Origin of the sequence: Pseudoalteromonas sp. S2721, assembly GCF_005887425.1 — a bacterium.
Taxonomy (GTDB): domain Bacteria; phylum Pseudomonadota; class Gammaproteobacteria; order Enterobacterales; family Alteromonadaceae; genus Pseudoalteromonas; species Pseudoalteromonas simplex.
Genome location: NZ_PNCZ01000028.1, coordinates 79560 through 102474, shown reverse-complemented (window position 1 = coordinate 102474; position 22915 = coordinate 79560). Strand labels below are relative to the sequence as shown.

Here is a 22915-nt window from a genome sequence, read left to right as displayed (position 1 = left end):
CGCAACCGCGGGGTTTTTTTTATCTCGCTAATGGGTCATTGGGAACGAGGACAGTTTATGAAAGATAAGGTTTGGATTTTTGACACAACGTTACGTGATGGTGAGCAAGCATTAAAAGCAAGCCTAACCGAAGACGACAAAATTCAACTTGCGCATACCATTAGCCGCTTAAATGTGGATGTAATGGAAGTGGGTTTTCCGGTATCTAGCCCGGCAGATTTTCGCTCTGTACAGCGCATTGCGACTGAAGTGAAAGGGCCGATTATTTGTGGCTTAGCACGTGCAGTAGCAAAAGATATTGAAGCATGTGGTGAAGCACTTCGCCCGGCAGAGCAGGGCCGTATTCATACATTTATTGCAACCAGCCCATTACACCTTGAACACAAATTACGTATGAGCTTAGACGATGCAACGGCAATGGCTGTTAAGTCGATTAAACTTGCGCGTAACTACACCGATGACGTTGAGTTTTCGTGTGAAGATGCAGGTCGTACACCGCATTGGGATTTATGCCGCATCGTTGAGAGCGCTATTGATGCGGGTGCATCAACTATCAACTTACCTGACACCGTAGGCTATGTAACGCCAGACGAATACGCTGCGATGATCCATCACTTAATGAACAATGTGCCAAATATCGACAAGGCGCGTTTAAGCGTGCATTGCCATAACGATTTAGGTTTAGCGGTTGCTAACTCAATCGCAGCGGTACAAGCCGGTGCTCGCCAAATCGAATGTACGATTAATGGTATTGGTGAGCGTGCAGGTAACTGTTCGCTTGAAGAAGTGGCGATGATCATGAAGATGCGTGAAGACCACTTAAAAGTGCATACCGATATTCGTAGTGAAGAAATTTACCGTGCTTCGCGTCAAGTCGCGAAGATTTGTAATATGCCAGTACAACCAAACAAAGCAATTGTTGGTGAAAATGCCTTTGCACACAGCTCAGGGATCCACCAAGACGGCGTATTAAAAGCCCAAAACACTTACGAAATTATGTCGCCAGAAAGTGTCGGTGTACCTAATAATCAATTAAACATGACTTCGCGCTCAGGTCGTCATGTTATTGAGCATCGTTTAGAAGAGTTAGGCTATCAAAAATCTGATTACGATATGGATAGCTTATACAGCAGCTTCTTAGCATTAGCAGACCAAAAAGGTACTGTGTATGACTACGACTTAGAAGCGATGATTTACTTTAATCAAATCAAAGATAAAGACGAGAAGTACCAACTTGAGTTTGTTAACTCTACGTCTAACTCACAATCGGTGGCGAGTTCAACAATCGGCATGACAATTGATGGCGAGTCTAAGCAAGAGGCAGCAACGGGTAACGGCCCTGTCGAAGCATCATTCTTAGCAATTGAGCGCTTAACGGGTATGTCGGTTGAGATGATTGAATACAACCTAGAAGCAACAGGCCAAGGCGCCAGCTCGCTAGGACAAGTGAATATTATCGCTAAATACGATGGTCGCCCATATCACGGCGCGGGCATTGCTGCGGATGTGGTTGAAGCGTCAGTACGCGCCATGATCCGCGTTTATAACTTAATTTATCGTGCACAAAAAGTGTCTGATTTAAAACAACAGAGGAAAGCAGGATGAGTCAATCGAATTACAGTATCGCAGTATTAGCAGGCGACGGGATTGGTCCAGAAGTTATGGCAGCAGCAGAAACCGTCTTGGATGCTGTAAGCGAAAAATTTGGTTTTACTTTGACTCGTCATCACCACGCGATTGGTGGTGCTGCCATTGATGAGTTTGGTCAGGCACTGCCGCAAAGCACACTGAGTGCCTGCGAAAATGCCGATGCGATTTTATTTGGCTCGGTAGGGGGCCCTAAGTGGGAAAACTTACCGCCGAATGAGCAACCTGAGCGAGCTTCGTTGTTGCCACTGCGCAAGCATTTTGGTTTGTTCTGTAATTTACGCCCAGCACAATTATTACCAGCACTAAGTGCTGCGTCACCACTTCGTGCAGATATCAGCGCACAAGGCTTTGATATCTTATGTGTTCGCGAGCTAACCGGCGGTATTTATTTCGGTGAAAAAGGCCGCAGTGGCGAAGGGGAGCAAGAAGCTGCTTTCGATACCCAAACATATTCACGTAAAGAAATTGAGCGCATCGCACGCTTTGCATTTGAAGCCGCTAAGCTGCGTAGTAATCATGTTACCTCGGTTGATAAAGCGAATGTGTTAGCGACCAGCGTACTTTGGCGTGAAGTGGTCTCTGAAGTGAGCAAAGACTACCCAGAGGTAAGCCTTGACTACATTTATGTTGATAACGCGGCAATGCAGTTAGTTAAACAGCCAAGTCAGTTTGATGTATTACTTTGCGATAACTTATTTGGCGACATTCTGTCTGATGAGTGCGCGATGATCACCGGCTCTATGGGCTTATTACCATCAGCGAGTTTAAATCAGTCTGGCTTTGGTTTGTATGAGCCAGCTGGTGGCTCAGCACCTGATATCGCTGGTAAAGGGGTTGCAAACCCAATCGCACAAATTTTAAGTGCTGCGCTTATGTTGCGTTACTCACTAGGGCAAGATGAAGCGGCTCGTACGATTGAAAAAGCGGTGGCAGAAGCGGTTGAAGCAGGTGTTGGTACGCCAGATATCTACCCAAATGCAGGGTACACCACTAGTGATGTTGCTGCGGCAATTGTGGCACGTATTTAATTAAAAATTGTTTGCGCTGAGCTCGTCACTCAGCGTAACTAAAATGAGGGAATAGCAAGTGGCCCAAACCTTATACGATAAAATTTGGCAAGCTCATGTAGTCGCCAGCATAAATGATCAAACCGATTTACTTTATATCGACCGTCACCTAGTTCATGAAGTTACATCGCCGCAAGCCTTTGCTGGTTTACGTGAGAAAAACCGTAAAGTACGTTGCCCAGAAAAAACCTTTGCGACCATGGACCATAATGTTTCAACAAAAAGCCGTTCATTAGATGCTGCGAGTGAAGTGTCGAAAAATCAATTAATGGCACTGGATGCAAACTGTAAAGAGTTTGGTATTCAACTTTATGATTTAAATTCGATTAATCAAGGTATTGTGCATGTAATGGGGCCTGAACAGGGCATTACCTTACCGGGCACAACCATAGTGTGTGGTGACAGCCATACCTCTACCCATGGTGCATTTGGTGCACTAGCGCACGGTATTGGTACTTCAGAAGTTGAGCATGTTCTAGCCACTCAAACACTGCAGCAGAAAAAAGCCAAGTCATTAAAAATTCAAATAAATGGTCGCCTACGTCCAACCGTTACTGCCAAAGATTTAATCATGGCAGTGATCGGTAAATTAGGCACTGCGGGTGGTACTGGCTATGTTGCTGAGTTTTGTGGTGAAGGGATCGAAGCGCTGTCTATGGAAGCGCGTATGACGCTTTGTAATATGAGTATTGAAATGGGCGCAAAAGCGGGTTTAATCGCACCAGATCAAACAACTTATGATTATTTAAAAGGTCGCCCATTTGCACCACAAGGTGCTGACTTTGATAGTGCCGTTGCCTACTGGCAAACACTAAAAACTGATGAAGGCGCAGAGTTTGATCATGTTGTTGAATTAGAGGCTGCTGATATTCAACCGCAAATTACGTGGGGTACCAGCCCTGAGCAAGTGATTGGCGTAGATGAATTCATTCCTGATCCTGAGCAAGAACCAGACCTAATCAAAGCTGATGCAATCCGTAGCGCACTAAAATATATGGGTTTAAAAGCCGGTGATAAATTGTCTTCTGCGACTGTTGATACCGTATTTATTGGCTCATGTACAAATAGCCGAATTGAAGATTTACGTGCTGCTGCGCAAATTGTTGAAGGTAAGCAGGTTGCAGCGGGTGTTGAAGCGCTGATTGTTCCAGGCTCAGGTCTTGTTAAAAAACAAGCCGAAGACGAAGGTCTTGCAGATATCTTTAAAGCAGCTGGCTTTGAATGGCGTGAGCCAGGTTGTTCAATGTGCTTAGCAATGAATGACGATAGGTTAGAAGCCGGTAAACGCTGTGCGTCGACCTCTAATCGTAACTTTGAAGGTCGCCAAGGTCGCGGTGGCCGCACTCACTTAGTGAGCCCTGCAATGGCTGCGGCAGCGGCAATTCATGGTCGTTTTGTTGATATCAGAGGAGAAGCCTAATGAGTGTATTTTTTAGTGGCTTAATGGCCCCGTTAGATAAAAACAATGTTGATACTGACCAAATTATTCCAAAGCAGTTTTTAACTTCGACCAGCCGTGATGGTTTTGATGCGGCGCTTTTCTACGATTGGCGTTATCTAGATAACGGCGAGCCAAACCCTGAGTTTATTTTGAACCGTCCTTGTTACCAAGGTGCGCAAATTCTTTTAACTCGCGACAATTTTGGTTGTGGTTCATCGCGAGAGCATGCGCCATGGGCATTAAAGCAATATGGTTTTGAAGTTATTTTAGCGGAAAGCTTTGCCGATATTTTCTTTAATAACTGCGGCAATAACCAAATGCTTGCTATCGCATTACCAGCAGAAACACTTGAGCAATTATTTGTGCTGAGTGAACAACATGATGATATTCACATTGAAGTTGATTTAGAAAACCAACAACTTCGTAGCGATAAGTTTGACACTATTCACTTTGATATTCGCCATGACATTAAAGAGCGTTTGTTAAGTGGCTTAGACTTTATCGGTGTGACTGAAACACTTAACAGCCAAATTGATGCCTTTGAGCAGCAGCTAGCAGTAGAACGCCCTTGGCAATAACCTGTTTTTTCCATGTGAACCTAAACGCGGCCAAGGCCGCGTTTTTTTGTTATTTATCGTAATTGTTTTCTTTATGGCCTTTAAACCATTAGCCTAGACTGAAATTTTATTTAGGGAACACACCATGAAATATTTAGTGGCATCGATGCTCGTGGCAGCATCATCAGTAGCGGCTGCACGACCTGCACCGTTAGTGTCAATTCCAAGCCATGATGGCTTTTTTGATAATATCGCTGCCCATTGCGGTAAAGCTTACGAAGGTAAAGTGAGCGTTGATAACGCAGCTGGCCCGAGCTCATTTGTGGGCAAAAAGTTAGTAATGCATGTACGTCGTTGTAACGAGCGTGAGTTACAAGTGCCATTTCATGTAGGGGATGATGCATCTCGTACTTGGATCATCACAAAAACGGGCAGTGGACTTAGTTTAAAGCATGACCATCGCCATAAAGATGGCAGCGATGATAAATCAACCATGTATGGTGGGCATACTCTTGATGCGGGTTTTGCTAACGCACAGTCGTTCCCGGCTGATCAGTATTCAAAAGAGTTGTTTGTGAGTCAAGGTATTCCCCAATCAATGGGTAACACGTGGCAAATGTATATTTATCCAAAGCAATTTACGTATCGCTTAGTGCGTGAAGGACGTGAGTTTCGCGTTGATTTTGACCTAACTAAACCTATCACGCCGCCAAGCGCGCCGTGGGGATATGAAGACTAGTGCTATTTAGCTTCGTCTTCACACTGTAAAACAACCGTTAAAGGTGGCTGATAGGCGCGTGGTTTAGTTGGAAAACGTTCATACTCCTGCACCCCATCAGTCACTCTTAGCATAAAAGGTTTGTCTCTACATAAGCGACTAGCATGGCGCAGTAAGAATACGCTTTGATTGCGAAAGTGCTTGTAGTCGTCAGACTGAATTTCGAGGTGGTAGCGGCCGTCGGCCAATTTAGTTTGGTAGTAATGGACTTTTTCGTCGAAGTCATAGAGCTTTTCGGTTTCGCCTTTTGCTGCCTGTGCATTACTGCACCCCGCTAACATTAAAACGGCGCTAATTAATAGTGCTTGTGTACTTCTCAGTTCACTCATAAACACTTAACTCCATGTGATTAATACCTTGTTTCATCGTGATGTTGAACCTGAATTAGCATCCATAGTCAAACTAAGGTAACGTTACGTCTTACATGTAGTCTAACACCCAAAAAGGGAAAATGTGATGCTCAATAAAATAAAACAGCTGTTTTCAGCGCTGAATGATACCCAATCTAGCATTACTGAGCATGACCTAAAAACCGCCGTTGCTGCGTTATTGATTGAGGTTATGCGTGCAGATAATGAGTTACAAGATGATGAGCAACAGACCCTGAATGAGACCTTAAAGAAGTATTTCTCGCTTAACGAGGAAGAGGTTCAAGAGTTAGTTGCAAGTGCATCACAAAGCCTAGATGATGCAATAGATTATTTTCAGTTTTCAAAGCAAATTAATGCCCAGTGCAGCGCCGAGCAGCGTATTGATATCATCGAACTGTTGTGGCGATTAGCCTACGCAGATGGCAATTTAGATAAGCATGAAGAAATGGTTATTCGCCGCGTCGCAAGCTTACTGTATGTAACCCATGAAGATTTTATCGCTGCTAAGCTAGCAGCGACAAAGCTAAGTTAATAGCGATAAAACTAGGCTAGCAATTATTTATTTAATTTGCTCGCTACGCTCACAAGCTGCTGGGCAAGGCTGGCAACTTTATCGGCTGTATCAGCATCGCTGATGCGGCCCTGCTCATCTAATTTGCTGTGGATAGCAGGCACTGCAAGTTGATCTGCAAGCACTAAACTACCAATACCCGATAAAATATCACGTACGTGATTTAAACCACGTAAGCCGCCTAAACCACCCGGTGAAGATGCATAAAGTGCTGTGACTTTATTACGAAATGCGGGTACTGCGCCTTGCTCTGTACGAGAAGCCCAATCGATTGCGTTTTTAAGTGGCGCTGTAATTGAGCCATTATATTCTGGGCTTGCTAATAAAATGCCATCAGCAGCGCGAAGCTTATCTTTTAATAATTGTGCGCCAGCAGGTGTACCTTGCGCTTCAATATCTTCATCAAATAATGGTAAGTTTAAATCACTTAATTTAATCACTTCTACTTCAGCACCACTTTCGAGGGCGAAGCGTGCAGCTTCATTAATCAGTTTTTGATTAAAGCTGTCTTTACGTAGGCTGCCTGCTAGGGCAATAATTTTTGGTGCTGTCATGATGGCTTCCTTTTTTAAGCTTCACTGTTGATATACTCACTGTAGCAAAAAACAGCTTGCAGAAAAGCCAAATAAACGCAAAACTTATGTGCGTATATGCACACAAGGAGCCGTTATGGCGATTCAATTTGATGATTGGCAAGATGTAAAAGTCGCTTATGAGGTGGCAAGGCTCGGTACGTTAACCGCTGCTGCCGAATCGTTAGGTGTTCATCACAGCACTGTGCTTAGAAGAATCAACAATTTAGAAGATAACCTTGATGCGCGGTTATTCCACCGTCATGCCCGTGGCTATACAGTGACAGAAATTGGCGCTAAGTTGTTTGCTACTGCAAAATCGATTAACGCTGAACTTGAAAAACTTCACAACGATATTATTGCCGCTGATAGCCAACTGCGAGGCAGTTTATTATTAACTACAGTCAGTGGTTTTATTGATGTGCTTAGTGATGTCTGCGAACAGTTTCAAAGCCTGCACCCGCAAGTGCAGCTCGAAGTTATTCTTGATCAAAACCGCTTACGTCTTGATCACGGTCAGGCACACATTGCCGTGCGAGCAGGTCCTCGGCCTGATGAAGGCGACTATATTGCCCAGCATTTAGCTGAACTTTCGTCAGGGTTTTATGCCTCTAAAAGTTATATTGAAAAGTATGGCATGCCAAAGAATATTGAGCAGTTGCAGCAGCATAGTTTTGTCTCTGGGGTGGCTGGCTATAACGGTAAAGTGCCTTATTTTGCATGGGTTGATCAACACATTGAACCTTCGCAAATTAAGTTACGGGTGTCTGAAACATCAGAAGCTACACGGGCGATTGTGAGGGGCTTAGGAATTGGTGGTTTACAGCATGAAGTGGCAAGCCAATACCCTGATCTGCTGCCAGTGCTTCCTAAAGAGCTAAACTGGCCAACGGATCTTTGGCTGGTAACGCATCACTTGGTGCATCGCACAGCCAAAGTCCAAGCATTTAGTCAGCTTTTAAAAGCCTATTTTAAAGATTTAAAAGCTTAAACAGACTTTTTAACGCTAATGCCTAGCCGTTTGGCTAGGCGCACAAGGTTGGCTCTATCAACACTTAAGCTACGTGCTGTGGCAGCCCAGTTTAGGTTATGTAGTTCAAGTTGTTGCATAATCAATTGATAACTAAAAGCGTCAGTTGCCTCTTTCAGCGATAAGCGAGTGGCTTTTTGTTCGTTAACTGCAACAGGGCTTGGTGCGGCAACGGCGGTTTTAGCAATATCACAATGTTCAGGCTCGATTGTGACAATGCTTTGTTGCCATTGCTGTTGTTTGGCTTTGAGTGCTGCGCGACTGATCACATGTTCAAGCTCTCTCACATTGCCTGGCCAATCATATTGACGCAGTAGTAATTGTGTATCGCTACTAAGCTTAAGTTGCTTAATTGCCAGTTTTTTAGATGTTTGCTCAATAAAAAAGCCTGCTAATAAAATAACATCGTTATCGCGCTCTTTTAGTGGTGCAACATGCAATGGGTAAACGCTTAATCGGTGATAAAGATCTGCACGAAAGCGCCCCGCAGCGACTTCTTGTTTTAAATCGCGATTGGTTGCTGCAATCACTCTGACATCAACATAACGGCTTTGATCTTCCCCCACCGTTTGTACTTCACCACTTTGTAATACACGCAATAACTTACTTTGCATGGCAAGCGGAAGTTCGCCGATTTCATCTAAAAATAGCGTGCCGCCATCGGCGAGTTGAAACTTACCCTGGCGAGCAGTATGTGCGCCAGTAAATGCGCCTTTACTGTGACCAAAAAATTCACTTTCGGCTAAGTTCTCTGGTAACGATGCGCAGTTTAAGTGGATCAACGGCATGTCACGGCGTTTTGAGTTTAAATGGATATTGCGCGCAACGAGTTCTTTACCGACGCCTGTATCACCTTGTATTAAAACGCTAAATTCTGAGGCAGCCACCAGCTGAATATCATTTTTAAGGGTCTGCATTGCTTGGCTATTACCAATAATTTCGACACCTTCTCGTGTTAGTGCCTCAAGGTTAAGCTGCTGCGCAACTTGATGGCTGTGCTGTGCGTGTTGCATAAAATGCTGCAAGGTTAGGGCATGCTCAACATAGCCTGCAGCTAGCTGTTTTAGTTGATTGAGCTCGTTCATTGCTAAAGCGTCAAAGGCATGTTCATCTAAACTATCAAAGGTCAAAACACCCAATAGTTCGTTGTTATCTTTGCTACTCAGCAGCGGCACGCCCATGCAGGCATGAACAGGAAAGTCGCCATGCTGGCTTTGTAATAAACCATCGTAGGGGTCGGGTAGGCCACAGTCTTTGGCAAATTTTAGCGGTTCACTGCCACGGCATATTTCAAATAAGCGCGGATGCTCCGCTATTTTAAAGCGTCTTCCTAACGTATCGTCCGACAACCCATGAAGGGCTACGGGCTTTAACACATCGCCTTGTTTCAATAATAAGGCAACTGCATCACATTCAAGCCAATCATTAATGCAACTCAACAGATAACTGAAATTATGATCAACACTGCTTGCTTTGGTAAGTGCTAGTGCAACATCAAGAAGGGATTTTTTGAGTATCATGTCAATTTGACCTGAATGTGTTTTATTGATGCTTTTAATGATGTGTCATTTTGACTTATTTATCAAGTGTCCAAATTTAATGCATTGATATTTAATGGTTTTTATTTTTGGCTTGAACTGTGCAATAGCTGGGGAAATTAAACGCTGAGAGCACGAATGAAAGTCATTAATTTAACTGAACCTATGCCAACTAAGATCAAATTTTATCAACTCAGCCAGTGGCCGTTATGGGCATTAGCATTTCGGCCTTTTTTCTTGGCGGCAGGTGCCTTAGCTGTATTTGCTATGAGTTACTGGTTTTTAATCTTGGCGGGCTATGCACAGTGGCACCTAACAATGCCCGCAACGCTTTGGCATGCTCACGAAATGCTGTTTGGCTTTGCAGGCGTGGTTGCCATGGGCTTTTTGCTAACCGCCGCACAAACATGGACAGGTGTGGCGAGTGTAAGTGGTATTAAGCTTTGTTTGCTTAGCATGATTTGGCTTGCTGCAAGGTTTAGTTTTTTTATTGAGATTGCAGGGTTCGAGCAGCTAAACCTTTATATTGTTAGTGCGCTACAACTCGTTTGGTGGCTAGCTGGAATTATTATTCTAGCTGACATGCTGATACAGGCAAAAAGCAGCCATAACTACTTGTTTGTTGTCATCGCATCTTTGCTCTGTGCGCTCAATGTGATTTTTTTGAGCTTAGTTGTACTTAATAAAATGTCGCTGGCACTGGGGGTTGTTGATACCGCTGTACTTATCATGACACTGCTAGTTGGTGTTGTGGCTGGGCGAGTTGTGCCATTTTTTACCGCGCGCGGCCTTAACCTAAGTGAACAAGTTAGAACCCCCAAGCTCGATAAATTAGTCGTATTTAGCTCATTTTTCGCCATTGCGTGGTTTTTTATGAGTCAGCTATTTTTTAGCGCAATGAGCACCGGTTGGGTTTTTGCTTGGCTTGCTTGTTTACATTCAGCCCGGTGTGTTTTGTGGTGGCATAAAGGCATTCTAAAAGTGCCTTTGCTATGGTCATTACATGTGGCTTATTGGGCTTTATCGGTTGGTTTAATACTCGTCGCGCTGAGCTATTTCAGCCCAATTATCTTATTCAAAGATGCGCTTCATCTGATCACTGTTGGCACCATAGGTGTGATGATCATCGCCATGATGGTACGTGTCTCTCATGGTCACACTGGGCGCGCATTACAAGCCCCTGCGTACATTAGTTTGGCATTTGTACTCATTGTGATAGCTGCCACTGTACGTTCGTTACTTCCCGTTTATTTAGGTCATCACCTTGCATGGCAGTTAAGTGCGTTGCTGTGGGTTGCTGGCTTTAGCTTATTTTTATTTCATTGTGCGCCCATCTTAGTGAATCGTCGTGTTGATGGTCGCCGCGGTTAATCTCTCCAATAGGAAAAACTATGTTATCTGAAAAAACGATCCAGATTGTTAAAAGTACTTTGCCGTTGCTTGCACAAGCAGGCCCTCAAGTGACTGAGTATTTTTATGATCGTATGTTTAGCTACAACCCAGAGCTTAAAAATATTTTTAATATGACGCATCAGCAATCGGGCTCTCAGCAATTTGCGCTGTTTAATGCCTTAGCTGCCTACGCGGCAAATATTGATAACTTGGCAGTGTTAAAAGGTGCGCTTGCGCGCATTAATCATAAACACACCAGTTACCATATTTTGCCAGAGCATTATCCTATTGTTGGTGGGCATTTGATTGCGACTCTAAAAGAGTTATTGCCAGAACAATTTACTCCTGAGGTCGAGTATGCATGGCGTGAAGCCTATTCATTATTAGCGGATGTATGTATCAATGAGGAGATGTCGCTATATCAAAAAACCAAAAAGGCACCGGGAGGTTGGTTTGGTACTCGTACTTTCACAATTACAGAAAAACGTATGGAGTCATCGCAAATTTGCAGTTTCATATTAACGCCTGCCGATGCAAAGCCTGTTGTGGCGTATTTACCGGGCCAATATTTAGGAATTAAAGTAACGCCAGCAAACAGTGAGTTAACGCAAGTTAGGCAATACTCTTTATCACAGCAAAGTAATGGCCACAATTACCGAATTAGCGTGAAAAAAGAAGGCTTAGTATCTAACTACTTACATAGCTTAACTGAGGGGGATGAGGTAGAAATTTACCCACCTGCAGGCGACTTTGTGCTTCGCGAAATCGACTCGCCTGTTGTATTGATTTCTGCGGGTGTTGGTCAAACCCCAATGATGGCGATGCTCGAAACACTATTAAGTAATCAACCTAACCAGTCAATCCATTATCTACATGCTTGCGACAGTGAGACGCAGTTTGCCTTTAAAGAGTATTTAATACAGCAACAACAAGCGCACGCTTCATTACATTGTGTTACCTGGTTTAAAGATGGCAAGGGGGGCGATTTTGCGGGCTTAATGGATGTAAACCACATAGCTGACAGCTTACCAATTAGTAAAGGTGACTTTTACCTGTGTGGCCCTATCGCCTTTATGGCAATGATCAAAGAGCAGCTGCTAAGTATTGGGGTTGCAAGTGAACGCATTCACTACGAGGTGTTTGGCCCTCACCAAAGCTTATGATGTAAAAGGCGTAGCTGAAGCTGCGCCTTTTTTGTTAGTTAACTTCGCGCTCTAGATCAGGAAGTGAAATACGGAGCTCTTTTTGTACTTTAGAAGCCCATAAGAATTTCACTATTAGAGTAACTTACGATTGCTAATTTCAGCTATTTCAAGCTTTTGCCACGATTCAAATAGCTTGCGTTGTTTGTCTGATATTTTTAAGCCATAGGTTTTTTGCATATAAAAATAGGTATCGGCTATTTGCTTTCTTGCATAAATGGGTGGCTCAAATACGCGCTGCTTAAAGTCGATTTTTACAGGGCATGCTCCGTAACTTGCACTTGATGTTGACACCATGCCGTAGCGAAAGTTTGAACGGTCAGCATTGATCTCGCCTATAGCAGGGGCAAGGTTATTAATGTCGGCTTCCATTTGACGGAATTTCGCACTGACCTTTTTACAGTTTTTACGACCGCCATCTTGCCAGCATTGTAATTGATGACCAAACTCCCAGGCAGGCACAATGTGCTCCCACTCTATTCTTTTTGCGCGGGCATTCTCTTTTCCTGAGCGGGTGACAGGGTTTCTAGGAATATAACCACACGCATCAGGATCTGGCACAAGTTTTTTACCTTGGCGCTTTATGTCGCAGCCACAATATAAGCTTTTACTGTTGCTTGGTAGATTCTTAATTAAATGCTTTTTGGCACTGTAAAAGCTCGAAAATTCTTTAGCGAATATAGGAAAAGTGAAAATAAAACACAGGGCTAAGTATAGAAATAAACGCATATCCATCACATCAGTGAACTACAGGAAGCGCTATTTTAGAGCGACTATTCTAAAAATGAAAAGTTTTTCAACTCAGCTATAGTTGTTAGGCCGTTTTAATTAAAGGAATTACAACTATGTTATTAGGTGCCTTCTCAGTGAGTTTAAATGTCAAAGATATTCGTGCTTCAAAGCAGTTTTATGAAAAGCTAGGTTTCAACGAGTTTGCTGGGGAGATAGAACAGCATTGGCTAATTATGAAAAACGGTGAACATTTAATTGGTTTGTTTCAAGGTATGTTCGACAAAACCATGCTGACCTTTAACCCAGGGTGGGATCAAAATGCTGAAGCTTTGGATGAATTTGCAACCTTTGAGCAATTAGCTGCACAATTTCAGCAACAAGGATTAGAAATACAAAAGGCCGGTGACGCGAGTTTTATTATCACCGACCCAGATGGCAATCCTATTTTGATTGACCAACACGTGTAGCTGGCTTTTTACGTTTAATTCGAACGTTTTGTAGTAACAAGAGAACTCCTGTAATACAAAATAGTACGCTGGTGGCCGAGAAGCTGATGAGTAGTGGATTGTTAAAGTTCTCACGCTCATCATAATCCATAATGTGTAGCATCCAGAAAAAGTCGAAAATGCGCCACAGGGTGCTGCGCACAGTAATAAGGTTACCGGTTTGGCTATCTAAATATAAGGTTGTTGATCGCCAATCATCAAAGCTTACTTGCCAAACATTGGCTTTGTGACCGACTTCTCTAGGCCCTTTTGTTAATAACTGCGCTTGCGTTATTTTTGCGTCAATAAGCAGGTGAGCTTGCGCATTTTCAATGATTTGCGCTTTACTCGGTGCAGGCATTTTAGCACCTGTTCTACCATCAAAGTTGAATGTACCGCTAGAGGTTGTTACTTCTATAATCGGTGTATTTAGAAAGTGGCTATATTTAATACCTTCGATTTGCTCAAATTGCGCTGTTATTTTATCAATTGAAGCAGGGTAGTCCGACAATAAAAATGGGCTACTTAAACTGCGATTAGCCAGATGCTTACCATGCACTTTTTCAAGTGGTAATGAGCTCATTACCAGCCCACCTAAGAGCCAAAAAAAGATCTGCAAAGCAAGTAAGTAGCCAAGCCATTTATGCCCTTTACGAGCATACTTAAACAGGCGTTTATTCATTATTACCCCGTTATTATTGTTATGTGGGCGCTATTTTAGGTTGTTTAGCTAGATTGCCAATGCGGCATAATGTCGCATTAACTGTATTCTAGATTTGGTATATATACAAAACTGAGTTAAAGTTTCAGTCGATATCAATAGAGGGTAAAAACGAGAGTATGTCGGAAATTCAATTTTTAAATGTAGATCTGGAGCTTGAATCAAAGCACGATATTAGTGCGCTTGTTGCTGATTTGAAGAAAAACGCCATGGTTTTACATTATGACCAAGATGAATACCGCCAACTAGCACGTATTGAAGCAACCGCAGATATCAGCTCTCCAGATAAAGCCATTAACCAGCTTTGCGAGCTTATTGAGTCATGCTCGCGCAATGCATTAAAACAGTGGTTATCGTGCTCAAAGCGTACATTTGATATAGGCTTTGAATCAGGTAATTCGCCTAAATGCTTTAACCAACCCCTGCATGCCGACACCTTGTTACGTATCTCAGCAATTGGTGCAGGGATTGAAATTACTATTTATCCTGTCGAAAAATAGCCAGAATTTATCGCTCTACAACAGCTGCGGTCATTCTTGATACGCAGCAAAGCTCTCCTGCGGCATTGGTAATTTTAATATCCCAAACAGATGTTCGCTTACCTAAATGCAGCGGTCTTGCTGTTGCTGTTAACGTTCCTTTGCGTGACGCTTTCATGTGGTTGGCATTAATTTCTTGGCCAACAGCATAGAACTTATTGAAATCAACCACGAAATTGGCTGCATAGCTTGCCACTGTCTCTGCTAATACAACGTTTGCTCCGCCATGAACCATACCCATAGGGTTATGATGCTCAGGAATAGCAGGCATAGTTGCCATTAAATAATCATCACCAATTTCAGTCACCTCAATGCCCATAGTTTTCATTAAAGTGCCTTGACCGGTGATCCCTTGTTCTAGCTCTTTGCAAAGCTCTAACGTGATTGGGTGGTGCCAAATACTCATTGTGTTTCCTTAGCCTGCTAATTAAAGCTAATACCTTATGGCATCTTTCGGTGTGGTTCAATGTTAGTTTTGTAGCAATATGGTGGGGTTAATTTAAATTTGCGATTTTCAAATAACTGTATATACTCACAGTTAAATGTACTGTATGGAAAACCAGTTGTATGCGCCCATTAACTAAACGCCAATCGCAAATTTTAGAACTAATTAAAGTCTTTATTAAAGATACAGGCATGCCACCTACGCGTGCTGAAATAGCTCAAACATTAGGTTTTAAAAGTGCCAACGCTGCTGAAGAACACCTAAAAGCACTGGCTAAAAAAGGCATGATCAAAATGAAGCCTGGGGCGAGTCGCGGTATTCAGTTAATTGAAGAAGATGAGCCAGAGCAATTAGGCTTACCTTTAATTGGCCGTGTTGCAGCCGGTGAACCTATTTTGGCGCAAGAACATGTTGAAAGTCACTGCCAAGTTGATCCTTCATTATTTAAACCTGCTGCCGATTTCTTACTGCGTGTAAATGGCATGAGTATGAAAGACATTGGTATTATGGATGGCGATTTGCTTGCAGTACACAGAACACAAGTTGCTGAAAATGGGCAAGTAGTTGTAGCTCGAGTCGATGAAGATGTAACAGTTAAGCGTCTAGAAAAAGCGGGTCGCAAAGTACTTTTACACGCTGAGAACGAAGAGTTTTCGCCTATTGAGGTTGATCTTGAGCACGAGTCGTTCAACATCGAAGGGTTAGCTGTTGGGGTTATTCGTAACGCTGATTGGATGTAACTGTTCCCAATTTGGTGCACCAAATTGACTCAATTTGGTGCGCCGCTGAAATTTTACTACTTAATTAGGATTTGTGAATCCTTACTCTTCATTTAAAGCCTTATATGGCGCAGTTTTCCTCTCTTTTTATATTTCGTTTTTACTCCTAAACATTAAATAACGCGCTGATTATAGTTGTTATTTCTGCACCAAAATAAACATTTATTATCATTAAAACTTGCTTATTGGTCATTTTTTAACTAATTGGTTAATACACTGTATTAACACCTAATTAATAAAAAGACACAAAAATGTGCGAGGTGTTAGACAGGGGGTCGGTATCATAAGTGGGTCAAAATGATACGTAGTCGCTCTGAACAATAAGAAAAACGAATGGGCACCTTGCTGTATCGCCTTTTCGCTTTGCGTCTTGCAATAGCATCTAAAGGAGCCGTCACATGGGTAAACTGCGTTACGCCTTGTGGCTTATATTGGTTGCACTTCCTGAACTTGCATTGGCGAACAGCCAATACAATATGCGTAAAGGGGTGACCGATATAAGTAATAATGTTTATGAGTTACACATGACGATATTTATTATCTGCTGTGTAATCGGCATCATCGTATTTGCGGTGATGTTTTGGGCTTTAATACACCACCGTAAATCCAAAGGGGCCAAGCCTGCCCAATTTCATGAAAGTACAAAAGTTGAAATACTTTGGACTGCCATTCCATTTGTCATCTTAATCGCCATGGCTGTGCCTGCCACAAAAACCTTAATTGCCATGGAAGATGCCTCTAAAGCCGATATCACCATTAAAGTGACGGGCTCACAGTGGAAGTGGCATTATGAGTACATGGGTGAAGACATTGCCTATTACTCGATTCTATCTACTCCTAAAGATCAAATAGACAACCAAGCAGAGAAAACTGAACATTATTTGCTTGAAGTAGATAAACCGCTAGTACTTCCTATCAATAAAAAAGTTCGCTTTTTAATGACTTCAGACGATGTAATTCATTCATGGTGGGTGCCTGATTTTGCGGTTAAAAAGGATGCAAATCCTGGGTTTATCAATGAAGCGTGGACACGTATTAACGAGCCAGGCGTGTACCGTGGCCAATGTGCTGAGTTATGCGGTAAAGATCATGGCTTTATGCCTGTAGTGGTGAAAGCTTTACCTGAAGATGAGTTTGCTAATTGGCTTGCAGATGCTAAGCAAGAAAAAGCCAATGCGGCCGCAGCGGATGCTGCTTTGCTTGATCAAACATTACCGAAAGAAGAGCTTATGACCTTGGGTGAGCAAGTCTACATGGCTAGTTGTGCTGCATGCCACCAACCTACCGGTATGGGCCTACCTGGCGTATTTCCAGCACTTAAAGGCAGCCCGATTGTATTAGGTGATGTAAAAGATCATATAGATATTGTGTTACACGGTAAGCCTGGCACAGCAATGCAAGCGTTTGATAAACAGCTTTCAATCAAACAACTTGCTGCGGTTATTACTTATAAGCGAAATGCGTGGGGTAATGACACCGGCGATGTTATCCAACCGAGTCAAATTCAAGCCGCGATTGATGCAGCAGCGGAGGCGAACTAATGAGTAACGTTATTAACGAGCAAGCAACTGGGCATGCGCATCACGACCATCATCACCCTGCTAAAGGTTTTAAGCGTTGGCTTTACACCACCAATCATAAAGACATCGGGAGTTTATACCTGATTTTTTCACTCACCATGTTTTTAATTGGCGGAGCAATGGCAATGGTGATCCGCGCTGAACTGTTTCAGCCTGGATTACAGTTAGTCGATCCGCACTTTTTTAATCAAATGACTACCGTACATGGCTTGATCATGGTGTTTGGTGCCGTTATGCCCGCGTTCACTGGGCTTGCAAACTGGATGGTACCTATGATGATAGGCGCACCGGATATGGCCTTACCACGTATGAATAACTGGAGCTTTTGGATATTGCCTTTCGCATTTTTAATCCTGTTGGCTTCGTTACTCATGCCGGGTGGCGGTCCTGCGTTTGGTTGGACTTTCTATGCACCACTCTCCACCACTTACAGTAACGACAACACCGCACTGTTTGTATTTGCTGTACATATCATGGGTATCAGCTCAATTATGGGGGCGATTAACGTTATCGTGACCATCGTCAACCTAAGAGCGCCGGGTATGACGTGGATGAAGCTACCGCTATTTGTTTGGACATGGTTAATCACTGCATTTTTGTTAATTGCTGTTATGCCTGTTTTAGCAGGGGCGGTCACTATGGTGTTGACCGATAAATACTTTGCAACCAGCTTTTTTGATGCAGCCGGAGGGGGCGACCCTGTGATGTTCCAGCACATTTTCTGGTTCTTCGGTCACCCTGAAGTGTACATCATGATTTTACCAGCCTTTGGCATTATATCGACTATCGTACCTACCTTCTCGCGCAAGAAATTATTTGGCTACGCGTCTATGGTGTATGCAACTTCATCGATTGCGCTGCTAAGTTTTATCGTTTGGGCACACCATATGTTTACCACTGGGATGCCTGTGGCAGGCGAGTTGTTTTTCATGTACGCCACCATGCTCATTTCGGTACCAACGGGCGTTAAAGTGTTTAACTGGGTGGCCACCATGTGGCGCGGTTCAATTAGCTTCGAAATTCCGATGATGTTTGCCATCGCCTTTATCGTGTTATTCACCTTAGGCGGTTTCTCTGGCTTGATGCTTGCGATTACACCGGCAGATTTTCAGTATCACGATACCTATTTTGTGGTGGCTCATTTCCATTATGTGCTTGTGACAGGGGCTGTGTTCTCAATTATGGCGGGAGCCTATTATTGGCTACCGAAATGGACTGGCAACATGTACAACGAAACGCTGGCGAAATGGCATTTTTGGTTATCGCTAATCAGTGTCAACGTGTTGTTCTTCCCTATGCACTTTGTTGGCCTTGCCGGTATGCCGCGTCGTATTCCTGACTATGCACTGCAATTCGCTGACTTTAACGCCATTATCAGTATTGGTGGTTTTGCATTTGGCTTATCGCAACTGTTGTTTGTGTTGGTGGTATTTAAATGTGCCAGAGGGGGCGAAAAAGCGCCTGCCAAAGTATGGGATGGAGCTGAAGGTTTAGAGTGGGAAGTCGATTCTCCAGCACCTTATCATACCTTTGAAACACCGCCGGAGATTAAGTAATGAACCATGCACCTTTGCTAAAAAAACTGCTGATTACATGCTTGCTCATGTTTGCTTTTGCTTTTGCAATGGTGCCGCTTTACGACGTGTTTTGCGACGTTACAGGGTTGAATGGTAAGCCATCATTAGAAAAAGCGAGCGCGAGTGAATCAATAAATACACAGCGTCAAGTTGATGTCAGCTTTACCACTCACGCTCAAAGCGGCGCGCCATTTAAGGTGCAGTCTGAGCAATACAGTGTGGCAGTACAACCTGGTGCCATGCGTGAAGTTAAATTCTCAGCGAAAAACACCAGTAATGAAGACAAAGTCATGCAAGCAATTCCATCAGTATCACCGGGTAAAGCGGCAAAGTACTTACATAAAATCGCCTGTTTTTGCTTTGATCAGCAGCCAATGAAAGCCGGTGAAGAAATGGAGTTTACCTTGTTGTTTTATGTTGATACTGAGTTACCCGACGATGTTGAGGAACTGACGTTGTCGTATACCGTGTTTGATATTAGCGGGCATGTTGTGGCTAAAAACGATTAAAAGCCGCCAAGCTAATTGCTAATTGGGAGCAAACAAAATGAATCAAAATTATGAAAAATACTATGTTCCAGCCGAGAGTCCTTGGCCAATAGTTGGCGCCATCGCGATGTTTTTAATTGCTGTTGGTGCTGGTTTAACAGTGATGCAAGTAAGTGGTGAGAGCAGTAGTGGCCAGTATGTGTTGTATCTAGGCATTGCCATATTAATCTATATGGTTTTTAGCTGGTTTAAAAACGTTATTGAAGAGTCTCATAAAGGGCTTTATTCAGTGCAAATGGACCGTTCATTCAAACAAGGTATGGGCTGGTTTATCTTCTCTGAAGTTATGTTCTTTATGGCATTTTTTGGCGCACTATTTTACGCCCGTATGATTTCGGTGCCTTGGCTTGGTGGCGCAAGTAATAATGCTATGACCAATGAAGTACTCTGGCCAACCTTTGAAGCCGTATGGCCGCTATTAACTACGCCAGCGGGCGAGACCACACAAGCTATGGGCTGGCAAGGTCTACCATTGATCAACACGCTTATTCTACTTACCTCGTCGGTCACAATTCACTTTGCTCATGTTGCTATTGAAAACAATAAGCGCGGCGCCCTGAAGGTGTTTTTATCTTTAACCGTGCTATTAGGTGTGATTTTCCTTGGCTTACAAGTTTATGAGTATATGCATGCTTATCAAGATCTAGGTTTGACCTTAGATGCGGGCGTTTATGGGAATACCTTTTTCTTGTTAACGGGCTTTCACGGTATGCACGTGACACTTGGAACCATTATTTTATTTGTAGTGCTACTAAGAATTTTTAAAGGCCACTTCACGAGTGAAAAGCACTTTGCCTTTCAAGCAGCTGCTTGGTATTGGCACTTTGTTGATGTGGTGTGGTTGTGTTTATTTGTATTTGTGTACGTGCTGTAGCTTTGTGAAGCGGCGACGGGTTGGTGTGAATAAAGCCTAATTTCATTGCGGCAATGATGAGCACCAGCACAATACCTGAAAACAGCACTCGACGACCTAAATAATGCGACATGGGTTTCGAGTGCTCTTTTGCTGACATCATCACAAACAGCGCTCTAAACAGGTTGAACAGAATATAAAGTAATAACAAAACAATAATGATTTTAATCATATTAGGTATTCCAAATGCAGTTAATTTTATGGCGCAAACAAAAGCTTAGCTCAATTATCGCAATTTGCGTTGTGATACTTGCAGTGCTTATTTGTTTACGACTCAGCGTTTGGCAATACCAGCGAGGCGAGCAAAAACAGCAGCAACTAAGCCAGTTAGCCGTTTCGAAAGAGCAAGGAGTTTTGAATTGGCAAGAGCTGCAAAATTTATCTAAAGAGCTGAACAAAACGGGCTTGCAAGTCAAGGTCTCTGGCGAGGTAAATAAACAACAATACTGGCTGCTTGATAATCAAATTTATCAGGGGCAAGTGGGCTATGACTTACTAGTAGCTATGACAATTACCGGTGAAACCGCGCCTTTAATCGTTAACTTTGGTTGGTTAAAAGCTCCTGTAAACCGCAACCAGTTACCAACCGTTGTGTGGCCAGAATCAACAAGCTTTACGGCTACTGTGCAATTGAAACAAGGCAACTTACAAGGCTTCACTCTTGCCGATGAGATTGGTGCAGAGCAAGGCTGGCCTAAGCGTATTCAAGGCATCGACTTAGCAATTTTTAGTGCTCAATTAGCAAAGCCCTTACAAGAGTTTATTGGTTATCGCAATGAAGCAGATGGTATTGCAACCCCGCATTACCAGAGTGTCGTGATGGGGCCAGATAAACATTACGCCTATGCCGTGCAGTGGTTATTAATCGGCTTAGCGTGTGTTGTTATTGCTTATTTTGCGATGAGAAGGAGAGGTTATGAAAATAAACCCGCTTAGTTTATTCGTTTTATGCTGTTTTGTGCCGTTGGCACTTGCATATGCAGCATTAAAGCTTGAGTGGTTACCGAGTGGTTCGAGTAATCATGGTGAGCTTTTAAGTGAAGAAGTGAAGCTAGTTGATTGGCAACAAGGCGAACCTAAACAATGGACTATTGCGCTTAATTATCCAAAAGAGTGCACTGATGTTTGTGCAAGCCAATTAGCCAGTCTAGATAACCTATATGTCGCTTTAGGTAAAAATCAGCAAAAAGTGGATGTGGCGGTACTGACAAATCAACAGCAGGTATCGGCAAATTGGCGTCAATTAGCAGTAAGTCCTGCACTCAAAGCGGGAGACCTATATTTAGTTGATCACATGGGCTTAGTGGTTTTGCATTACCCCTACACGGCTGAGCCAGAACAAAACAGACTGATTCAAAAAGGCTTACTTAAAGACTTAAAGAAACTACTTAACTATGCGCGTTCAAGTTAAACCTCATTAAGGGGATAAAGATGTATAAAAATTATAAATATTTAGTCTTAATTACGGTTTTCTTCTCAATCTTAGTTGTTGGGCTTGGTGCTTATACACGGCTGAGTGATGCTGGGCTTGGCTGTCCTGACTGGCCTGGGTGCTATGGATTTTTAACCGTGCCAAAACATGAAACTGCTCTGTTACATGTTGAGCAAAACTACCCTGATATGATGTTTGAGGCTGCAAAAGCATGGAAAGAAATGATCCACCGCTATTTTGCCGGTGCCCTTGGCCTATTAATTTTAGCTTTGTTTGTTTTTGCATTTTTAAAACGTCAATATCCAAATATGCCGGTTAAGCTGCCATTAGCACTATTATTACTGGTGGTATTCCAAGCCGTATTGGGCATGTGGACTGTCACTATGAACCTACAACCTTTAGTTGTAATGGGGCATTTGCTTGGCGGTTTTAGTATTTTGTCGTTGCTGTTTTTATTGTATCTACGTTTAAAGACCGAACCTGTTGCTAGCAGTGATAGCGGCGCAAAGCCATATTACCGGTTAGCGCTGGTGGGCTTGGTGGTGCTTATACTGCAAATTGCATTGGGTGGCTGGCTTGCGGCGAATTATGCAGCTCCACATTGCAATGGCTTACCGCTGTGTAGCTACGGACAACCGTTTTCTTTGAAGAGCGTTTTTCAATTACCGCTCGAGCACAGTACCTATGAATATGGTGTGCTATCGCAGCAAGCGCGTATGTCTATTCATTTGCTGCATCGTATTTGGGCGCTGGTTACTTGTGTAGTGTTAGCGCTGATCATGTGGCGCATATATTCACGCTGTTACTCACGAAAAATTAAGCACTGTACCGTCACTGTATTAATCGCTTTGTTGTGCCAAATCTGTTTAGGTCTAGCTGTTGTGCACTGGCACTTTCCATTAAGTGTTGCGCTTGCGCACAACCTAATGGCCGCATTGTTACTGCTTAGCATGGTAAGACTATGCTTCCATTTAAAAATAAGAACCTAGGAGGCT

Annotated in this window: 26 protein-coding genes; 19 read left to right on the top strand and 7 right to left on the bottom strand. The window is 43.1% G+C overall.

The window, feature by feature from the left end; all coding sequences use genetic code 11:
* Positions 1 to 57: 57 nt before the first annotated feature.
* The 5 genes from leuA to CWC02_RS12020 all read left to right on the top strand — a co-directional run bounded on the left by leuA (position 58) and on the right by CWC02_RS12020 (position 5454).
* A complete protein-coding gene (gene leuA, locus CWC02_RS12040) occupies positions 58 to 1605 on the top strand; it encodes a 2-isopropylmalate synthase (protein WP_063528590.1) in 1548 nt (515 codons plus the stop codon).
* The gene (gene leuB, locus CWC02_RS12035; RefSeq protein WP_054554475.1) at positions 1602 to 2678 is read left to right on the top strand and encodes a 3-isopropylmalate dehydrogenase; all 1077 of its coding nucleotides are present in this window, start codon (positions 1602 to 1604) and stop codon (positions 2676 to 2678) included. The genes leuA and leuB overlap by 4 nt, the downstream gene beginning before the upstream one ends.
* 58 nt (positions 2679 to 2736) lie before the next feature.
* Positions 2737 to 4137, top strand: coding sequence for a 3-isopropylmalate dehydratase large subunit (gene leuC, locus CWC02_RS12030; protein ID WP_054554474.1), 1401 nt, complete (start codon positions 2737 to 2739; stop codon positions 4135 to 4137).
* Positions 4137 to 4736: a 3-isopropylmalate dehydratase small subunit gene (gene leuD / locus CWC02_RS12025; protein WP_138618464.1), complete on the top strand. Its 600-nt coding sequence runs from the start codon at positions 4137 to 4139 to the stop codon at positions 4734 to 4736. The genes leuC and leuD overlap by 1 nt, the downstream gene beginning before the upstream one ends.
* A 124-nt stretch (positions 4737 to 4860) precedes the next feature.
* Positions 4861 to 5454, top strand: coding sequence for a hypothetical protein (locus CWC02_RS12020; RefSeq protein WP_138618462.1), 594 nt, complete (start codon positions 4861 to 4863; stop codon positions 5452 to 5454).
* A gap of 2 nt (positions 5455 to 5456) precedes the next feature.
* Here the strand turns inward: CWC02_RS12020 and CWC02_RS12015 are convergent, their stop codons facing one another.
* Entirely contained in the window at positions 5457 to 5774 is a 318-nt protein-coding gene (locus CWC02_RS12015) for a hypothetical protein (protein WP_251603649.1), read from the bottom strand.
* 175 nt (positions 5775 to 5949) lie between these two features.
* On the opposite strand from CWC02_RS12015, the gene CWC02_RS12010 reads away from it, so the two are divergent.
* Complete coding sequence (locus tag CWC02_RS12010; RefSeq protein WP_054554468.1) at positions 5950 to 6396, top strand: tellurite resistance TerB family protein; 447 nt, start codon at positions 5950 to 5952, stop codon at positions 6394 to 6396.
* 23 nt (positions 6397 to 6419) lie between these two features.
* On the opposite strand, the gene CWC02_RS12005 is transcribed toward CWC02_RS12010, so the two are convergent.
* Positions 6420 to 6989: an NADPH-dependent FMN reductase gene (locus tag CWC02_RS12005; RefSeq protein ID WP_138600997.1), complete on the bottom strand. Its 570-nt coding sequence runs from the start codon at positions 6987 to 6989 to the stop codon at positions 6420 to 6422.
* Positions 6990 to 7104: 115 nt separating this feature from the next.
* Here CWC02_RS12005 and CWC02_RS12000 point away from each other — a divergent pair, with 115 nt between their 5' ends.
* On the top strand, positions 7105 to 7998 hold the full coding sequence (locus CWC02_RS12000; protein WP_054562888.1) for a LysR family transcriptional regulator: 894 nt from the start codon (positions 7105 to 7107) through the stop codon (positions 7996 to 7998).
* Here CWC02_RS12000 and norR read toward each other — a convergent pair.
* On the bottom strand, positions 7995 to 9557 hold the full coding sequence (gene norR, locus CWC02_RS11995) for a nitric oxide reductase transcriptional regulator NorR (protein WP_138618460.1): 1563 nt from the start codon (positions 9555 to 9557) through the stop codon (positions 7995 to 7997). The genes CWC02_RS12000 and norR overlap by 4 nt on opposite strands.
* Before the next feature lie 156 nt (positions 9558 to 9713).
* Between norR and CWC02_RS11990 the strand changes: the two genes are divergently transcribed.
* Both CWC02_RS11990 and hmpA read left to right on the top strand, forming a co-directional pair.
* A complete protein-coding gene (locus CWC02_RS11990; protein ID WP_138618458.1) occupies positions 9714 to 10946 on the top strand; it encodes an NnrS family protein in 1233 nt (410 codons plus the stop codon).
* A gap of 20 nt (positions 10947 to 10966) precedes the next feature.
* On the top strand, positions 10967 to 12130 hold the full coding sequence (hmpA, locus tag CWC02_RS11985) for an NO-inducible flavohemoprotein (protein WP_138618456.1): 1164 nt from the start codon (positions 10967 to 10969) through the stop codon (positions 12128 to 12130).
* A gap of 114 nt (positions 12131 to 12244) precedes the next feature.
* Here hmpA and CWC02_RS11980 read toward each other — a convergent pair whose 3' ends face one another.
* Positions 12245 to 12898 carry an endonuclease gene (locus CWC02_RS11980; RefSeq protein WP_138618454.1) on the bottom strand — a complete coding sequence of 218 codons (654 nt, stop codon included), beginning with the start codon at positions 12896 to 12898 and terminating at the stop codon, positions 12245 to 12247.
* A gap of 116 nt (positions 12899 to 13014) precedes the next feature.
* Between CWC02_RS11980 and CWC02_RS11975 the strand changes: the two genes are divergently transcribed.
* Positions 13015 to 13368 carry a VOC family protein gene (locus CWC02_RS11975; RefSeq protein ID WP_054554461.1) on the top strand — a complete coding sequence of 118 codons (354 nt, stop codon included), beginning with the start codon at positions 13015 to 13017 and terminating at the stop codon, positions 13366 to 13368.
* Here the strand turns inward: CWC02_RS11975 and CWC02_RS11970 are convergent.
* Positions 13343 to 14068, bottom strand: coding sequence for a PepSY-associated transmembrane domain-containing protein (locus tag CWC02_RS11970; RefSeq protein WP_138601003.1), 726 nt, complete (start codon positions 14066 to 14068; stop codon positions 13343 to 13345). The genes CWC02_RS11975 and CWC02_RS11970 overlap by 26 nt on opposite strands.
* Positions 14069 to 14226: 158 nt before the next feature.
* On the opposite strand from CWC02_RS11970, the gene CWC02_RS11965 reads away from it, so the two are divergent.
* Positions 14227 to 14607, top strand: coding sequence for a hypothetical protein (locus tag CWC02_RS11965; RefSeq protein WP_054554459.1), 381 nt, complete (start codon positions 14227 to 14229; stop codon positions 14605 to 14607).
* 7 nt (positions 14608 to 14614) lie between these two features.
* On the opposite strand, the gene CWC02_RS11960 is transcribed toward CWC02_RS11965, so the two are convergent.
* Complete coding sequence (locus tag CWC02_RS11960) at positions 14615 to 15052, bottom strand: PaaI family thioesterase (RefSeq protein WP_054554458.1); 438 nt, start codon at positions 15050 to 15052, stop codon at positions 14615 to 14617.
* A gap of 161 nt (positions 15053 to 15213) precedes the next feature.
* On the opposite strand from CWC02_RS11960, the gene lexA reads away from it, so the two are divergent.
* From lexA to CWC02_RS11935, 5 genes are all read left to right on the top strand, one after another.
* Positions 15214 to 15831 carry a transcriptional repressor LexA gene (gene lexA, locus CWC02_RS11955; RefSeq protein ID WP_054554457.1) on the top strand — a complete coding sequence of 206 codons (618 nt, stop codon included), beginning with the start codon at positions 15214 to 15216 and terminating at the stop codon, positions 15829 to 15831.
* A gap of 437 nt (positions 15832 to 16268) precedes the next feature.
* Positions 16269 to 17411 (top strand): cytochrome c oxidase subunit II, encoded by a 1143-nt coding sequence (gene coxB / locus CWC02_RS11950; protein ID WP_138618452.1) that lies wholly within the window; start codon positions 16269 to 16271, stop codon positions 17409 to 17411.
* Positions 17411 to 19006, top strand: coding sequence for a cytochrome c oxidase subunit I (gene ctaD, locus CWC02_RS11945; RefSeq protein WP_054554455.1), 1596 nt, complete (start codon positions 17411 to 17413; stop codon positions 19004 to 19006). The genes coxB and ctaD overlap by 1 nt, the downstream gene beginning before the upstream one ends.
* Positions 19006 to 19536, top strand: coding sequence for a cytochrome c oxidase assembly protein (locus CWC02_RS11940; protein ID WP_054554454.1), 531 nt, complete (start codon positions 19006 to 19008; stop codon positions 19534 to 19536). Before ctaD ends, CWC02_RS11940 begins: the two co-directional genes overlap by 1 nt.
* A 37-nt stretch (positions 19537 to 19573) precedes the next feature.
* Positions 19574 to 20449 (top strand): cytochrome c oxidase subunit 3, encoded by an 876-nt coding sequence (locus CWC02_RS11935; protein ID WP_138618450.1) that lies wholly within the window; start codon positions 19574 to 19576, stop codon positions 20447 to 20449.
* On the opposite strand, the gene CWC02_RS21100 is transcribed toward CWC02_RS11935, so the two are convergent.
* Complete coding sequence (locus tag CWC02_RS21100) at positions 20349 to 20660, bottom strand: DUF2909 domain-containing protein (protein ID WP_138618448.1); 312 nt, start codon at positions 20658 to 20660, stop codon at positions 20349 to 20351. The genes CWC02_RS11935 and CWC02_RS21100 overlap by 101 nt on opposite strands.
* Before the next feature lie 14 nt (positions 20661 to 20674).
* Here CWC02_RS21100 and CWC02_RS11925 point away from each other — a divergent pair, with 14 nt between their 5' ends.
* The 3 genes from CWC02_RS11925 to CWC02_RS11915 are packed head-to-tail and all read left to right on the top strand — an operon-like array spanning position 20675 to position 22909.
* Complete coding sequence (locus tag CWC02_RS11925; protein ID WP_138618446.1) at positions 20675 to 21424, top strand: SURF1 family protein; 750 nt, start codon at positions 20675 to 20677, stop codon at positions 21422 to 21424.
* A complete protein-coding gene (locus tag CWC02_RS11920; protein WP_054554451.1) occupies positions 21405 to 21899 on the top strand; it encodes a redox-active disulfide-containing membrane protein in 495 nt (164 codons plus the stop codon). The genes CWC02_RS11925 and CWC02_RS11920 overlap by 20 nt, the downstream gene beginning before the upstream one ends.
* A gap of 20 nt (positions 21900 to 21919) precedes the next feature.
* Positions 21920 to 22909: a COX15/CtaA family protein gene (locus CWC02_RS11915; protein ID WP_054554450.1), complete on the top strand. Its 990-nt coding sequence runs from the start codon at positions 21920 to 21922 to the stop codon at positions 22907 to 22909.
* Positions 22910 to 22915: the final 6 nt, after the last annotated feature.